At 39.1% G+C, this 14,896-nt stretch carries 13 protein-coding genes; 8 read left to right on the top strand and 5 right to left on the bottom strand.

All coding sequences use genetic code 11. The annotated features are described in order from the left end of the window. The first annotated feature begins 140 nt into the window (after positions 1 to 140). Entirely contained in the window at positions 141 to 587 is a 447-nt protein-coding gene (yfbV, locus tag CWB76_RS00295) for a terminus macrodomain insulation protein YfbV (protein ID WP_138604877.1), read from the top strand. Here the strand turns inward: yfbV and rlmA are convergent. From rlmA to xthA, 3 genes are read right to left on the bottom strand one after another with little or no spacing between them, the layout of a single operon-like run. Continuing rightward, positions 571 to 1,374, bottom strand: coding sequence for a 23S rRNA (guanine(745)-N(1))-methyltransferase (gene rlmA / locus CWB76_RS00290; RefSeq protein ID WP_138604876.1), 804 nt, complete (start codon positions 1,372 to 1,374; stop codon positions 571 to 573). The genes yfbV and rlmA overlap by 17 nt on opposite strands. Next, a complete protein-coding gene (locus CWB76_RS00285) occupies positions 1,371 to 2,018 on the bottom strand; it encodes an energy-coupling factor ABC transporter permease (protein ID WP_138604875.1) in 648 nt (215 codons plus the stop codon). Before CWB76_RS00285 ends, rlmA begins: the two co-directional genes overlap by 4 nt. Positions 2,019 to 2,023: 5 nt before the next feature. Then, the gene (gene xthA, locus CWB76_RS00280) at positions 2,024 to 2,830 is read right to left on the bottom strand and encodes an exodeoxyribonuclease III (protein WP_138604874.1); all 807 of its coding nucleotides are present in this window, start codon (positions 2,828 to 2,830) and stop codon (positions 2,024 to 2,026) included. A gap of 242 nt (positions 2,831 to 3,072) precedes the next feature. Here xthA and CWB76_RS00275 point away from each other — a divergent pair, with 242 nt between their 5' ends. From CWB76_RS00275 to rluB, 4 genes are all read left to right on the top strand, one after another. After that, entirely contained in the window at positions 3,073 to 3,504 is a 432-nt protein-coding gene (locus CWB76_RS00275; protein ID WP_138604873.1) for an exonuclease III, read from the top strand. 202 nt (positions 3,505 to 3,706) lie between these two features. Further along, positions 3,707 to 4,228 carry an EF-hand domain-containing protein gene (locus CWB76_RS00270; protein WP_138604872.1) on the top strand — a complete coding sequence of 174 codons (522 nt, stop codon included), beginning with the start codon at positions 3,707 to 3,709 and terminating at the stop codon, positions 4,226 to 4,228. Positions 4,229 to 4,379: 151 nt separating this feature from the next. Continuing rightward, the gene (scpB, locus tag CWB76_RS00265) at positions 4,380 to 4,970 is read left to right on the top strand and encodes an SMC-Scp complex subunit ScpB (protein ID WP_138604871.1); all 591 of its coding nucleotides are present in this window, start codon (positions 4,380 to 4,382) and stop codon (positions 4,968 to 4,970) included. Further along, the gene (gene rluB / locus CWB76_RS00260; protein ID WP_008110001.1) at positions 4,967 to 5,836 is read left to right on the top strand and encodes a 23S rRNA pseudouridine(2605) synthase RluB; all 870 of its coding nucleotides are present in this window, start codon (positions 4,967 to 4,969) and stop codon (positions 5,834 to 5,836) included. Before scpB ends, rluB begins: the two co-directional genes overlap by 4 nt. Before the next feature lie 65 nt (positions 5,837 to 5,901). Here rluB and CWB76_RS00255 read toward each other — a convergent pair whose 3' ends face one another. Next, positions 5,902 to 6,648, bottom strand: a complete 747-nt coding sequence (locus tag CWB76_RS00255; RefSeq protein WP_138604870.1) for a YciK family oxidoreductase — start codon at positions 6,646 to 6,648, stop codon at positions 5,902 to 5,904. 207 nt (positions 6,649 to 6,855) lie between these two features. Between CWB76_RS00255 and CWB76_RS00250 the strand changes: the two genes are divergently transcribed. Together CWB76_RS00250 and sohB are read left to right on the top strand one after the other, a co-directional pair. Continuing rightward, a complete protein-coding gene (locus CWB76_RS00250) occupies positions 6,856 to 9,291 on the top strand; it encodes a VolA/Pla-1 family phospholipase (RefSeq protein WP_138604869.1) in 2,436 nt (811 codons plus the stop codon). 100 nt (positions 9,292 to 9,391) lie between these two features. Further along, positions 9,392 to 10,408, top strand: a complete 1,017-nt coding sequence (gene sohB / locus CWB76_RS00245) for a protease SohB (protein ID WP_138604868.1) — start codon at positions 9,392 to 9,394, stop codon at positions 10,406 to 10,408. Positions 10,409 to 10,492: 84 nt separating this feature from the next. On the opposite strand, the gene CWB76_RS00240 is transcribed toward sohB, so the two are convergent. Beyond that, complete coding sequence (locus CWB76_RS00240) at positions 10,493 to 11,824, bottom strand: dicarboxylate/amino acid:cation symporter (RefSeq protein ID WP_138604867.1); 1,332 nt, start codon at positions 11,822 to 11,824, stop codon at positions 10,493 to 10,495. A gap of 186 nt (positions 11,825 to 12,010) precedes the next feature. Between CWB76_RS00240 and CWB76_RS00235 the strand changes: the two genes are divergently transcribed. Continuing rightward, on the top strand, positions 12,011 to 14,710 hold the full coding sequence (locus tag CWB76_RS00235; RefSeq protein WP_138604866.1) for an Ig-like domain-containing protein: 2,700 nt from the start codon (positions 12,011 to 12,013) through the stop codon (positions 14,708 to 14,710). The last annotated feature ends 186 nt before the right edge of the window (positions 14,711 to 14,896 follow it).

The raw sequence follows: 14,896 nt of genomic DNA, 5'->3' as shown, positions 1-14,896 counted from the left end.
ATAATTTATGCTTTTTGTGAGTTTTACTAATGAAATTGAGCATTTTTACCGATAAAGTGAAAGCAGCTATAATTGTGTTACACTTTTATAAGTATTACGTTTGTTGAAATGTTACAAACCGAGACTATGAGGATTTATTAATGCAAAAAAGTGTGATATCGCAAGTTCAATTAGGGCGTTCTTATGCTAAAACATGGCCAATGCGTAAAGAGGTCGCGCCATTATTTGCAGAATTTAAAGTGATCAGAGCCACTGAGCTTGCAATCACAGTAATGCCAATATTAGCCATGCTGACCCTGTTTTTTCAGATTAATTATTTAGGCTCGGATTTTCTGCCCCAAGCGATTGCCAGTAGTCTGTTTTTTATTTCTTTGCCATTACAAGGGCTTTTATGGTTGGGTAAACGTGCGCAAACTGAATTAGAGCCTGCTATGCAGCAATGGTATAACGAGTTATTTGCAAAAATGGTTGCTAACGGTTACGACGCGCAAATGGGAAAAAACAAGCCCCGCTATTTGGAGCTTGCCGAATTACTAAAAGATATGTTCGATAAAATGGATAAAACGTTTACTAAAGAGCAATTTTAGTAAATTGCGTAATATAAAATGACAAGGTGACGCTATGCTGTTGTTTTTGCTCAAGAGCTTGCCAATGTTCTGGTCTAAACTTCCACGCAAATGGCGTCATCATAATTAAGTTCTTAACATCGTTAAATGTAAGCGATACCTGCTCTGTGATTAATTGTTGCGATGTATTTTCAAAGCCCGCAGGTGCTGCTATTTCGGTATGTTCGTTTACGTTGCTATAAATATAATCTTTCAGTTCTTTCAAATGAGTTGGGCCTGGGCTTGCCACAATTAAGCAACCATTATCTTTGACCAGACGTGCAAGTTCACTGTCAAATAAAGGCGCAAATACACTAACCAAAACGTCAGCAAGGTGATCATCAAAAGGCGCTTGGCTAATTGAAGCAACGCTAAAGTGGCATTGTTTGTAACGTTTTGCCGCATACTTTACTGCCGACTTTGATATATCCACACCGTATACGTTAGCCTGGCTGTTGTTAGCAATAGCGTGAGTATAAAATCCTTCACCACACCCCAAATCAATCACTATTTCAGCATTAAGTGGCTTAACGATATTGGCTAGAGCCGTTTGTAAAAAGCCATAATAACCTTGTTCTAAAAATGAGCGCCTAGCTTGTACCATTTCCAGCGAATCGCCAGGCTGTTTAGAGTTTTTGTTTTGCACAGGGAGTAAGTTTACGTAGCCTTCTTTGGCAAAATCAAAGCTGTGATTGTTATCGCATCTCAATGTTTTATCATTGAGTGCCAGTGGCTGTTTACAAATAGGGCAATGGTAATGAAGACTCATGAGCCTAAATAGTCCTTATCAAAAAAAGTTTTTACCCAATGTGGGCGATAGGTGATCAGTACAGTGATTGCCATACCGTTTAGCATAGCTTCAGGAAAGGCCAAAATAGGACTTAGGTAAATATAATTCTCGCTCAGCTGATGCCAACTATATTCACCTATTGCGTAATAAAAAGCTCCACCGAGTATAATGTTAATACAGGCAACGACACCCGCTGTTAAAAAGCTACAAACAAATATATAGATAAAAAAATGCCGTGCTAAATAGTGATAACACACGATAAAAACTAAATAGCTGAATAACACCGGTATAAAGGCACTAATGATGAGTTTTAATGCGACTAATTCAGGTGTTATTTGTCCAAAAGCAGTTAAAAGCGCTGTTGCGAGTACACAACTTAATATAGCAAGACGCCAACCTAATGTTAGGGTAACTGCGGTAATGCCTAAAATATGCAGATCGAGACCGGGCAAAATACCGGCCTTTATACGCCATAACAAAGCGAGTACCAGTGCACAGGCAAACACACCTGATTGTCTTGCTGGGGTATTAAATAAATTACTGTATGTTGATTTGTTAACGCTTAAAAAGCCGATAACGATGACAACAATCCACAGTAACCCTTGTAATTGCGCGCTCAACATAATTATTAACTAAACTCTGACCAAATAGGCGCATGATCTGATGGTTTATCGATAGCGCGCAATTCATAATCTATGCCTGTGTCGATACAGCGAGCTGCTAAATCATGCGTTGCTAGTACCACATCAATTCGTAGGCCGCGGTTATCAACAAATCCTTTTGAACGATAGTCAAACCAAGAATATTGGTCGTTAATTTCTGGGTTTTGTTCTCTAAAGGTGTCTTTAAAGCCCCAATTTAATAAGGTAGCAAGCCACTCACGTTCAACGGGTTGAAATGAACATTTACCCGTTTTTAACCACCGTTTTGCGTTTACTTCACCAATACCAATATCTAAATCGGTAGGGGAGATATTAATATCACCCATAACAATTACATCTTGGTCAGGAGTGAAATGGCTATTTAGATGGGTCATTAAATCTTGATAAAATTGACGTTTATACGGGAACTTAGTTTCGTGATTAATGTTATCGCCTTGTGGGAAATAGCCATTCATTACATGTAAGTCACGGCCATTCTCTTGCTCTACAGTGACGCTAATCATCCGCTTTTGCGACTCATCGGTGTCAGTAGTGAAGCCTTTTAATACCGATTTAGGCTCTTTTTTGCATAACATTGCCACACCGTAATGGGCTTTTTGCCCATGAAAATAAACGTGGTAACCCATATTTTGTACATCATCTAGCGGAAACGCTTCATCGTGTACCTTGATCTCTTGAAGACCGATAATATCTGGCTGGTGTTTATCAATAATAGCTTGTAACTGGTGTAGACGAGCGCGCAGGCCATTGATATTAAAAGAAATCACTTTCATAAAGTTAACCTTCAAATTTATTTTCATTGTTAGCTAAATTGTATCAGCATTTAGAGCGACATAACATGACCCAAATGAGAAAATAACTGCACAATTGTTGCTCAATTACTGCTTAATGTTTAAACATTGTAAATGCATTATTAAATAACAAAATAAATAAAATATTCAATTGATATGTTAAAAGTTGTCTATATAATGCGCAGAAATCGTTTGTTTAACTCGTTCAAATAGGACTACCCCTGATGAAAACTCAATTACTTTTAGCTGCCTCTCTTTTTGTTTCTGTTACTGCTTCTGCACAAAGCAATACATACTTTAGCAAAGACAACAAATTAGAGTCTAACTTGTGTGTAGTAAGCGCCAATGAAGGTTTTTCAGCTGCACGTAAAATGGCTGCAAAGCATGGTATGTACTTATCGCGTTATTCAAAAAGTATCCTATGTAATGGTCAAGATATCCGCGATATAGCTAAAAAAGAATCAGCGGTTCAAGTTGCTTCATCTAAAGTTGAAGTATTTGCAAAAGATTCACATCAAGAAACACAGTTATGTATGACTGCATTAAAGCAAGGCTTACAACCAGTACGTAAGCAAATTGGTAACTTAAACACATTAAAGTGTAATGGCCAAAACGTAACTGATTTTGTAAAGCGTTACCAAGACGCTGCAATCTAAATTGCCGTATTTGATATAAACAGCTCGGTTCTTACCGAGCTTTTTTTTGCAAAAATTACCACAGTAGTTTGCAAAAATTGCATTGTCGAATATCGCTGCACAAGAGTTTTGTTTTTAAGTTATTGTTTTTATTGAATTATAATTCTGGCATCGTATTTGTATTATTTAAATTGAAATTTATTAATTTACAAGGATACGTCTTATGAAAAAATTAACGATAGCTTCTACTATTTTAGCCGCATTGAGCTTAGCTGCATGTTCTTCAAATCAGGGTCTAGAAAAAATCGACAGTGATTTTGCAAGCTTAGATAACGATAGCGATGGTTTTATCTCAAAAACTGAAGCTGACGATGATAGTATTTGGCAACACTTTTCAAATATAGATACAAATATAGATAATCAAATAAGTCGTACTGAATATGACGCTTATATGCAGCTAAATGCTGGTAAAGTTGCAACTGATAGTGAAGTAAGTGAGTCTGCATTTAAGGCTGATATTGCGAAGTTTGATAAAATAGAAAATGACTTTAAAAGCTTAGATAATGACAGCAACGGCTTTATTTCAGTTACTGAAGCTGACGATGATGATATTTCAAATCACTTTGGCTACATGGACAGCAATAAAGATAAACGAGTAAGTAAAAATGAGTTTAATAGCTATATCCAAAAGCATGGTGATTCTGTTGCAGAAGATGATGCACTTGAGCAATTTAAAAATAGCTAAATTACATTATTAAATACACTTGATACCAAGCCAGTGTTTTTCACTGGCTTTTTTATACCTATTAAATGTTATTTTATTAATATGTTTTCCTAGTTTGCCGTTGTTCTGTCATAATAGATGGCTGTGTGTTTTTATTAACTTTAGAGTGATTATGGTTGGTCGGCGAATTAGTGATGAACAATTAATTGAAATCATTGAAGCGGCGATTTTCGTGGCAGACAAGCCCGTATCAAAACGTCATCTTAAGGACACGGTTTTAAACGACTTAGCAATTTCTATGGCGCGCATTAATGATGCTGTAGAGGCCATTCAAATTCACTATCAGACGCGTGGAATACGTTTAGTTGAGGTAGGGAGTGGCTATCGTTTTCAAGCGTGCAGTAGTTTAAGCCCATGGTTGAGTAATTTATGGCAAGAACGTGCGCCTAAGTACTCGAGAGCTTTACTCGAAACCCTGTCGCTAATTGCCTATAAGCAACCCATTACCCGTGGTGAAATTGAGCAAGTACGGGGTGTAGCAACTGGCTCAAATATTATTAAAACTCTGCTTGAAAGAGAGTGGGTTAAAGTAGTTGGGCATAAAGAAGTACCCGGTAAACCGGCACTTTATGCAACGACTAAACAATTTTTAGATTATTTTTCGATAACGGGACTTCATGATTTACCCGCATTGCCAGAGCAACAGCAAAGTAAAATTACCCAGTTATTAAGTGATCCTTCTGTGAGAGAACCATCCAAATGAGTATACAAGGTGAAAAGTTACAAAAAGTCCTAGCCCGTGCAGGGGTAGGTTCACGCCGTGAAATGGAAAAATACATCGACGCTAACCGCGTGAGTGTAAATGGTAAAGTGGCGAAATTAGGTGACAGGGTTGAAGAAACCGATTTAATTCGTGTGGACGGTCACACTGTTAAAATTGAAGAAAAAGCTGACAGAATTTGTCGTGTGATTATGTATAACAAGCCTGAAGGTGAACTAAGCACCCGTAAAGATCCTGAAGGGCGTAGAACTGTATTTGATCGTTTACCCCGTATTGACGGTGACCGCTGGATAGCGGTAGGGCGATTAGATGTGAATACGTCAGGGCTAATGCTTTTTACCAATGACGGTGAATTAGCGAATCGCTTAATGCACCCGAGTTACGAAGTTGAGCGCGAATACTCCGCTCGTGTATTTGGTGAAGTGACTGACGAAACGATGAAAAACTTACTTCGCGGTGTAGAGCTTGAAGATGGTCCGGCTAAATTTACCGGCATAAAGCCTATGGGCGGTGAAGGAATTAACCGCTGGTACAACGTAACACTTAATGAAGGTCGTAATCGCGAAGTTCGTCGTCTATGGCAATCACAAGATGTGGAAGTATCACGCCTAATTCGTATACGCTACGGTAAATTAGAGCTTGATAAGCGTGTACCACAAGGTGGTTGGATTGAGTACGATTTAGACACAGTTAACTATTTACGTAAAACAGTTAAACTTGGTAAAGAAACCCAAACTAAGCTGTCGGTTATCCCTGAAAAACGTAAAGATAAGCGCGCTAAAATAAATCAAATTCGTAAGGCGGTTAAAAAGCACAATCAACGTGTAAAACCGACTAAACGTAAGTAATTACGCTACTAAAAAAACAATAAAGCCGCTTTTTATAGCGGCTTTTTTACGTTTAAAACTAAATATTATTTTTTAACTTGTGCGTCTAACGATTGGCCATTGATATCTTTTGAGTCATCGCTCATTAAGTACAGATAAGTTGGCATCAGATCTTCAGGTGTCGCCAGTAAATCTCGATCTTCGCCCGGGAATGCACTTGCACGCATTGATGTACGGGTTGCGCCTGGGTTAATACAGTTAACACGGATTGGCGTTTTTTCAACTTCACACGCCCATGTTTGCATCATACCTTCTACTGCAAATTTAGAAATTGCATAAGGTCCCCAAAACTCTCTTCCTTTGCGACCCACACCCGAAGAAGTAAATACTACAGAGGCATTCTTTGACTTTCGCATTACAGGGAATAGTGCTTTAGTGATCATCGCTTGTGCGGTGACGTTTACTTTCATCACATTTTCAAATGTTGATGAACAAAAATGTTCTAACGGCCCTAAAGTACCTAAAATACCTGCGTTATTTAATAGTCCATCTAAGCGGCCAAATTGGCTCTCGATAGTTGCAGCTAAATCACGATAGTTTTGTTTAGTTGCACCTTTTATGTCCATAGGCACAATAGCGGGCTGCGGGTAGCCAGCATTAATGATTTCGTCATACACACATTCTAATTTATTAGTTGTTTTTCCTAATAAAATAACGGTTGCACCATGTTTTGCATAGGTAATAGCTGCGACACGGCCAATCCCATCACCTGCGCCTGTGATCAAAATTATTTTGTCTTTAAGTGCGTTTTCAGTTGCTTGATAGGTATGCATAAAAGTACCAATGTTTAAATTTTTATTGATTTTAACATAGCAAATCGACAAGTAATCGAATTTATTGCAAATTTAGGTGGCGAAACCAGAAACTTTAAGTTAGATTTAACTGGTCTAATGTCTCATTAATATACTAGCTACATTAAATTAACTTAATTACACTGACTATAAACACACTATAAAAATAAGATTTGTGCGGAGAACACTATGAAAAAAATGCTACTCTCGCTCTCAGTTGCAGCTGCATTAGCAGGCTGTGGCGGCGGAGAAACGTTAGAAGATGTTAAAAACAATTCAGTTACAGTTATTCCCAAAGCGACGGTAAAATTTGACCCTGCAAATGGTGTTATTTCGGTTCCTAATGATTTATTAATGAGTGGCACCCTAGATGGTACTATAAATATTCCAGGGGAGTTAAATAGCGAAAATGTTTCTATCCCTAGAACTGCCTATGCAGATCCGCAACTAGCAATAGGAGCACTTGATGGCTGGTCTACTCAAGTGCCATTCAAAATTGATCTAACCTTTCCACCGGGCATTAGTCTAGATGAAACGTCTGCAGCTTCACCAGGCTCTGTACGTATTTTTGAAGTTATCATGGGTGCAAGCCTAACTGATGCCGAATGTTCGCAAGCACCAGCCGGTGCAGCATGTAAATTAGTAGGCGAATTGACCTTTGGCGTGGACTTTGTAACCCAAGCTTCTGGTGACGCAGTAGCTATTGTCCCACTTAAGCCTTTTAAAGCCGGTAGTTCATACATTAATGTGTTAACGACTGGACTGAAAGATTCAGAAGGTCGCTCGATTGAACCATCTTCAACTTATGCCACTGTTAAACAAGAAGCGCCTTTAGTAACGCCATCACAACTTGCGCTGCAAGGGGCTGTTAATAGCTACGAAAACGTAGTGGTTAGCTCTGGTGATATTACCAAAGACGATATTATTTTTTCTGCTGCCATGACAATGCAATCAGCAGGACCAGTGCTTGGCACGATTAAAAAGGTTTTAGCAGCAAGCCTAACAGAGCCAACAATTCCAACCCCTGCTTTGCAAATTCCAACTCAGCCAATGGCTAACGTACAACAAGCTTTTGCATTGCAGGGTGTTACCGTGCCCGATATATTCCAAGTTGCACAATATCAAAAAGGCAGCATCCAGCTACCTATGTATTTAGGTACACCTACGGGTAAAGAGATCAGTGATCTAAATGATACTTACTGGCAAGGTATGTGTGACAGTGCCGTTGCTATTTTAGGTTACAAAGCGCAAGCTGGTGAAGCGTTCCCAACCGATCCCATTAGCACTAACGATGCGATGTGTGCTGCTTTGAGTGATGGACAGCTTCGTGATTTAGGGCTTGATAGCACTAAACACTTAACTAAATATAACTCACTTCCTAAAATGCAAAGCATGGCGAATGTGCCAGTACAAATTACCAAGCCAATTTTACCGGTTGTTAATGCATACCGTTCAGGTTTAGGTTTAGAGCCATTTACTGCTATCCCAGCAGGTGGTTGGCCTGTAGTTATTATGCAACATGGTATTACCACGCAAAAAGAAAGCATGTTGACACTAACAGCGCAGCTTTCATTACAGGGTTTTGCCACAGTTGCAATTGATCATCCTCGCCATGGTGAGCGTGGTGTAGATGTTGATGTAGACGGTAACGATGATTTTAACGCAACAACAGGCTCTGTACTTAGCTACATGAACTTGAGCTCTTTACTGGTCGCCAGAGATAGTTTACGCCAGTCAAGTGCTGACTTACTTGGTCTACGTTTAGGCTTAAATTTCAGTGGTGACAGTTCACTAAATTCTACTGATGTATCTTACATTGGCCATTCACTAGGCTCAATTGTAGCACCTGCATTTATTGCACAAACGAATAGCCCATTAGCCGAACAAGTAGATCCATTATTTAAGGTTAACGCTGTAGCATTAGCAAGCGGCGGCGGTGGTATTGCTAGCTTCTTGTTAGAATCAGCAGCATTTGGACCATTTATTCAAGGTTCTGTGCTTTCTCAAGCAGGAACTGCTGAAGCTGATGAGTTTAATGCATTCTTAAACGCTGATGCTTTATCAAACTGTGGTGCTTTGTTACCAGACATGCAGGACTTCTTGAGCTGCGGCTTTAATGAGTTTGCAGCATCGCTAACTATGGCGGGTGAAACTGATAAACTAGCTAATATAAAGGGCGTAATGACGCAGTTTGTATTTGCAGCACAAACAGCATTAGATAGTGGCGATCCTACTAACTATGCTGCAACGGTTAAAGCACTAGAAACACCTGTTTACATGAATGTTGTGGTAGGTGATGGCACAGAGAATAACAAGCCAGACCAAGTTATTCCGCCGATGACTGCCAGCAATCCAATTGCAGGTACTGTTCCTCTAGCTAACTTTATGGGGTTAGAAACTGTGAGTACAACTCAAGCGCCAACAGAGATGGGCTCTAGCTATTTAGTTAAATTTAACACAGGTCATCATGGCTCTGTGTTAACACCGGCGCAAGATGAAAGACAGTCGACTACAGTAGCGGGTAGCGCAGCAGCAAATGCAGAAATGCAATTGCAAATTGCAACTTACCTAGTATCACGTGGACGTTTATTATCTGTATCAGATACTGATATTGTGACTAATTAGTAGCCAACCACTCAATTAAGTCTAAAAAGCCACTGTTAAGTGGCTTTTTTTTGCTTTAAAGCATGCTAAATTGACTGAAATTTATAAACGGAGAATACAGTTGGAATTTTTATACGAGTACGGTTTGTTTTTTGCTAAAACCATTACCTTTGTTATTGCTATCGCTGTCATTTTAACCTTAATTGTAAGCTCGGCTGTTAAGCCAAAAGCAAAAAAAGGTGAGATTGAAATTGATGATTTATCGGAGCAACTTACCAATATAAAAGAAAGTTTTTTAAATAATACGCTAGGTAAAAAAGAGTTAAAAGCCTATCAAAAGCAACAAAAACTAGAGCAAAAAAAAGCTGAAAAAGATGAGCCTAAATCACGACTCTACGTTATTGATTTTAATGGTAGTATGGATGCGCATGAAGTAGAAAGTTTGCGCGAAGAAGTGACTGCGATTATTTCAATCGCGGACCCTAAAAAAGATAAAGTGCTAGTTCGTCTTGAAAGTGGTGGTGGCGTGGTACATGGCTACGGGTTAGCTGCATCACAACTACAACGTTTTAAGTCAGCTGGTATTGAGTTAACCGTATCAATAGACAAAGTTGCTGCTAGTGGTGGCTACATGATGGCCTGTGTAGCAGATCATATTATTGCCGCGCCGTTTGCAATTGTTGGCTCTATTGGTGTGATTGCACAAATTCCAAACTTTAATAAAATCTTGAAGAAAAATGATGTTGATTTTGAACAAATTACGGCGGGCGAATTTAAACGTACGCTAACACTTTTTGGTGAAAATACCGATAAAGCCCGTGAAAAATTTCGCGAAGAGATAGAGCAAACCCATGTGTTATTTAAAACCTTTGTGAGCACACAGCGTCCCAGTTTGAATATGGACTTAGTTGCAACGGGTGAACATTGGTTTGCAACCCAAGCGATTGAAAAAGGCTTAGTTGATACCATTAAAACCAGTGATGATGCCTTACTAGAGCAGCAACATCAGCACCAAATATACAAGGTGCAATATAAAATTAAAAAAGGGCTAAGTGATAAGCTTGCAATAGGGCTCAGCCATGGTGTGAATAAGGCAGGAGTGAGTTTAATGTCAAAATTTAAGGCGTTAAACCCTTAATAATTTCATAGCTTATACATAAAAAAAAGCCTTGTTACTTAATGACGTAGCAAGGCTTTTTTTTATAACTTAAGCTAGAAGCTGTTAGTCAATTGACTTGTGATAGTCTTCTAAATCTTTAGCTGCATTAGGGTCGTTGAAAATACTTTCATCTAGTTCACCCTCACTTTTAGCCACAACACAGGTTACCATACAGTCGCCTGTTACATTTACTGCGGTTCGGGTCATATCAAGTAGTCTATCAACACCTATTATAATTGCGATTCCTTCAACAGGTAAGCCTACTTGGTTAAGTACCATGGCCAGCATAATTAAACCAACGCCAGGAACACCCGCTGTGCCAACCGAGGCAAGCGTTGCTGTTAGTATTACCATTAAGTAATCAGAAATAGTTAAATCAACACTAAATACTTGAGCAATAAATACCGTAGCCACACCTTGCATAATTGCAGTGCCATCCATATTAATGGTTGCGCCTAAAGGTATAGTAAATGAAGCGACAGAGTTATTAGCCCCTAGCTTCTTCGTTGCAGTCTCAAGGGTGATAGGCATAGTTGCGCTGGAACTTGAGGTACTAAAAGCAAATAAACAGGTGTGTTTCATTTTAGCTAAGAAAGTAAGCGGGTTTAGGCCTGTAAGTATTTTTAGCAGAAGAGTGTAGTTTACGAATGCATGTAATAACAGGGCTAAAACAACCACGCCAAAGTACTTAGCTAAGCTCACAATTAAGTTAAGTTCGATGGTAGTAAATAACTTAGCCATTAAGAAAAATACGCCGTAAGGAGCAATATTCATTAATAAAGTAACTAGTTTTAAGATAACGGTGTTCAAGTCTTCAAATACTGTTGCTACACGTTTGCCTGCTTTACCGCTAAGTGCCATTGCAATACCAAATAATAAAGCAAACACAATAACTTGTAGCATATTTCCTTTGGCCATTGCTTCAAATGGATTGGTTGGGAACATATCAATAATAACGCGAGCTAAAGTAGGCGCTTCTTTTGCGTCGTAGCTTGCTTGCGAAGGTAGCCCAATCCCTTCACCTGGGTTAAATAGTAACGCCAGTGAAATTGCTACTGTGATTGCGATCGCTGTGGTAACCAAATATAGACCAATCGATTTTCCACCTAAACGACCTAATTTTTTAGGATCGCTTAAACTACAAGTACCGCACACAAGCGACACAAAGACGAGGGGAACAACTAGCATTTTTAAGCTAGCTATAAATATTTGTCCACCTACATGGAAAAGGCCATCAACAAAAAAGGCTTTAATTGGCAAAGAGAATAACCCAAGAGGGATTAGGTAATCGTCTTCACCAGCTAATATAGCCTGAAATATAAAGCCTACTGCAACACCAAGAACCATACCAATCATGATGCGAGTAGTTAAACTCATCGAACGGATTTTAGACATATTTCCAATCTATTTTTTATAAATTTGGCATAGACTAACAGCATGTAATTTTTTTTACAGAAAAAACGTCAACTTTTTTAAAAATTTTTATCGCAAAAAGAAGTAAAAAACTGAGATTTTAGACTAAGTTATAGGTTAACATTAAGTAAATAAGTTTAACTTAGTAATAGCGCATTGGAGAAACATATGCCTTTAACCCGTTTGCTTAGCATTATATTGCTCAGCTCATTACTCATCGCTTGTGGCGGTGGTGGCTCACTTGAGAAGACAGGAACCGTTGGTGGGGATACTGGAGGCGACAATGCCGTACTAGATACCCAAGTTGAACTTAATTTTGAAGATCGTATCGTTACCGCTAACAATCCGCTTGAGGTCGTTGCGACTGTAACTGACAGTGATGGACAACCCGTTGTTCGTCAAGAAGTTAGTTTTACTACAACACTTGGTTCTTTCATACCTGCTACAGCAAGCGCATTAACAAATACAAGTGGTGTTGCAACTATAGAGCTCAGTGCAGGCAGTGTTGAAGGAGCAGGAACCATTGTTGCAAGCTACGAAGGCTCAACAAGCAAGCTCGGTTTTTATACCGCCGGTGACGAGCCGCAATCTAACGACGATGCTGCAAATATTGACATTAAAATCTTACAAAACTGTCCTGATAGTTGGTTAAATATAGATAGAGATTCTTTTGAACTTGATCCATCAGATTGTTCGCAAAATAGTAATTTACTGGGTCAGCAAGCGATTGTTTATGCAAAAATCACAAAACCTGGTAGTAATACGCCAGCCAGCAATGTGTTAGTTCAAGCGACAACCACGCTAGGCATTTTATTACCTGAAAGCTTAACGGCTAAAACTGATGCGTTTGGTGTGGCTATTTTGAATTTATTGCCTGGCAGTAGCTCAGGTGTTGGCCAAGTTGAATTAACCGCACAGGGCGGAGTTGCGAGTGCTTTATTTGAAATTAACGCTGTTCAAGTAAATGTAAATCTAAGCGCAGGTATTGCTACCGGTGATGTACTATCTGCCGGCTCTACCACGATTATTACGGCTCAGATTGTAGACGGTAGTAATAATGTATTTACTACCCCGCTGGAAGTGCAATTTACTTCTGCTTGCGCAGAAGAATCTACCCCCAGAGCCACTATCGATAATGTGGTAACGAGTATCGGTGGTACGGCAAGTGCAACATACAAAGCTGATGGCTGTAATGGTATAGATACGATTACCGCGACCGTAGTTACAGGTGGTAATGTTGCAACAAAAACCATAAACATCAATGTAGCTGCGGCTCAAACAGGTTCAATTGCGTTTATGGGGGGGACTAATCAAGTATTAGCTATTAAAGGAGCGGGCGGTCAAACCTTGACTGAAAATTCAGAGCTCACCTTTAAGCTCTTAGATGTAAATGGAAATCCAGTGGGTCAAAAGCAAATTGATTTTGCACTTTCACAAAACCCCGGTGGTGCTTTATTAGATAGCGCATTTCAATTTACTAACAATGAAGGTTTAGTGACTGTAAACGTTCGCTCAGGAAAAGCTGCTGGTATTTTATCTGTGATTGCCTCACATCAGATTGACAGTAGCGATACCTCACAAAATAGTGTGATCTCTATTGTCTCTAATGACATTACTATTACGACAGGTGTTCCAGATCAGGATAGTTTCACGCTTGCAGTGCAAACCTTTAATACCGAGTCATTAAACGAAGCTGGGGTGACTACAGACTTAACCGTATTTGCAGCCGATCATTTTAATAATTTTGTACCAGATAACACGGCAATTTATATTGCCAGTGAAGGTGGTGCAGTTGGCACTATTGATGATGAACAATTTACACCTTTATTACTTTGTCGCACCATAGACGGTGTGTGTAAAGCTCAGTGGCGTAGCCAAAATCCAGTCCCATATCATTACAGCATTTACAATAATTCTGTTGCAGATAAATGCGACCGTTATTTTGGACAATCTGCACCTTGTACTTTAGGTATCAGAGAATCACAACTCGACGCAAATGGTAACTTAATTAATTATTTAGATAGCAATGGCGATCCTATTGCGCTAACTGATGCGCCTAATAACGCGCCAATTGATTATCCACTTGGTGGGCGTGTTAGTTTGCTTGCTTATTCTGTGGGTGAAGAGTCATTTAATGATGTATCTGCCAACGGTGAATTTAATCAAAACGAGTTTGACTCAACTTTACAAGATTTACCTGAAGCTTTTATAGATTTTAATGAAAATGGGGTGTTTGATGGGAATTTACCAGCCCCAACAAACCCTCTGGATTCTAATGGTGGTGAAGATGAGTGGTACGTGGAACGCTCAGGTGCACAAGATAATGGCCAGTATGACAGTGGTGATGGTATATACAATGGCTTACTATGTAGTGATGAAGCCCTAGCTGCAAATGCATGTACCCGTGAAACAGTAAATGTGCGCGCTCGTTCAGAGTTAGTTATGTCAGGTAGTACACCTTACATTAGAGCTGTAACGGCTTTAAATAACTGTAGTTTAAGTGATGGTATTCGCTTAGAAGCTTCTGATATGGCAGGTATGTGCGACATAAACCTTATTGATATCAGCAATTCAACACCTTACAGCGCGATTTCAGTGACTATTTTCTTCAGTGACATTCATAATAATCCACTGCCTGCGGGTACTACAGTGGGCGTTACTGCCGACAATGGTGTATTAAGAGGGTTAACAGATTACACCGTGGTTAATACAGCACAAAAAACGCCAATCTCTGTCTCAGTTAATATTACTAAAGAGGCTGAGCCAAATGATGTTGATTCTGGGTTTTTATACATTGAGTTTGAAACGCCTGGTGGTGTGAAAACACAATATACCGTGATGTCGATTTTAGACGAACCTAAGGTTTAAAATATGTAAAGCATAAAAAATGCCAACCAATAAGGTTGGCATTTTTGTTTCTATTCTATATATTCCACATCAATTATTCAAAAAACGCTGGTTTGTTTAAATTAACAACAGAAATTGTTTGTTTATTCAGTAAATACTGAAAAGTTTGTATTAAAAGCTTGTAAGAACTAGTGTTTGTAGATATAC

Source organism: Pseudoalteromonas sp. S1609 (assembly GCF_005887255.1).
Taxonomy (GTDB): domain Bacteria; phylum Pseudomonadota; class Gammaproteobacteria; order Enterobacterales; family Alteromonadaceae; genus Pseudoalteromonas.
This window is presented reverse-complemented; position numbering and strand designations above follow the sequence as displayed.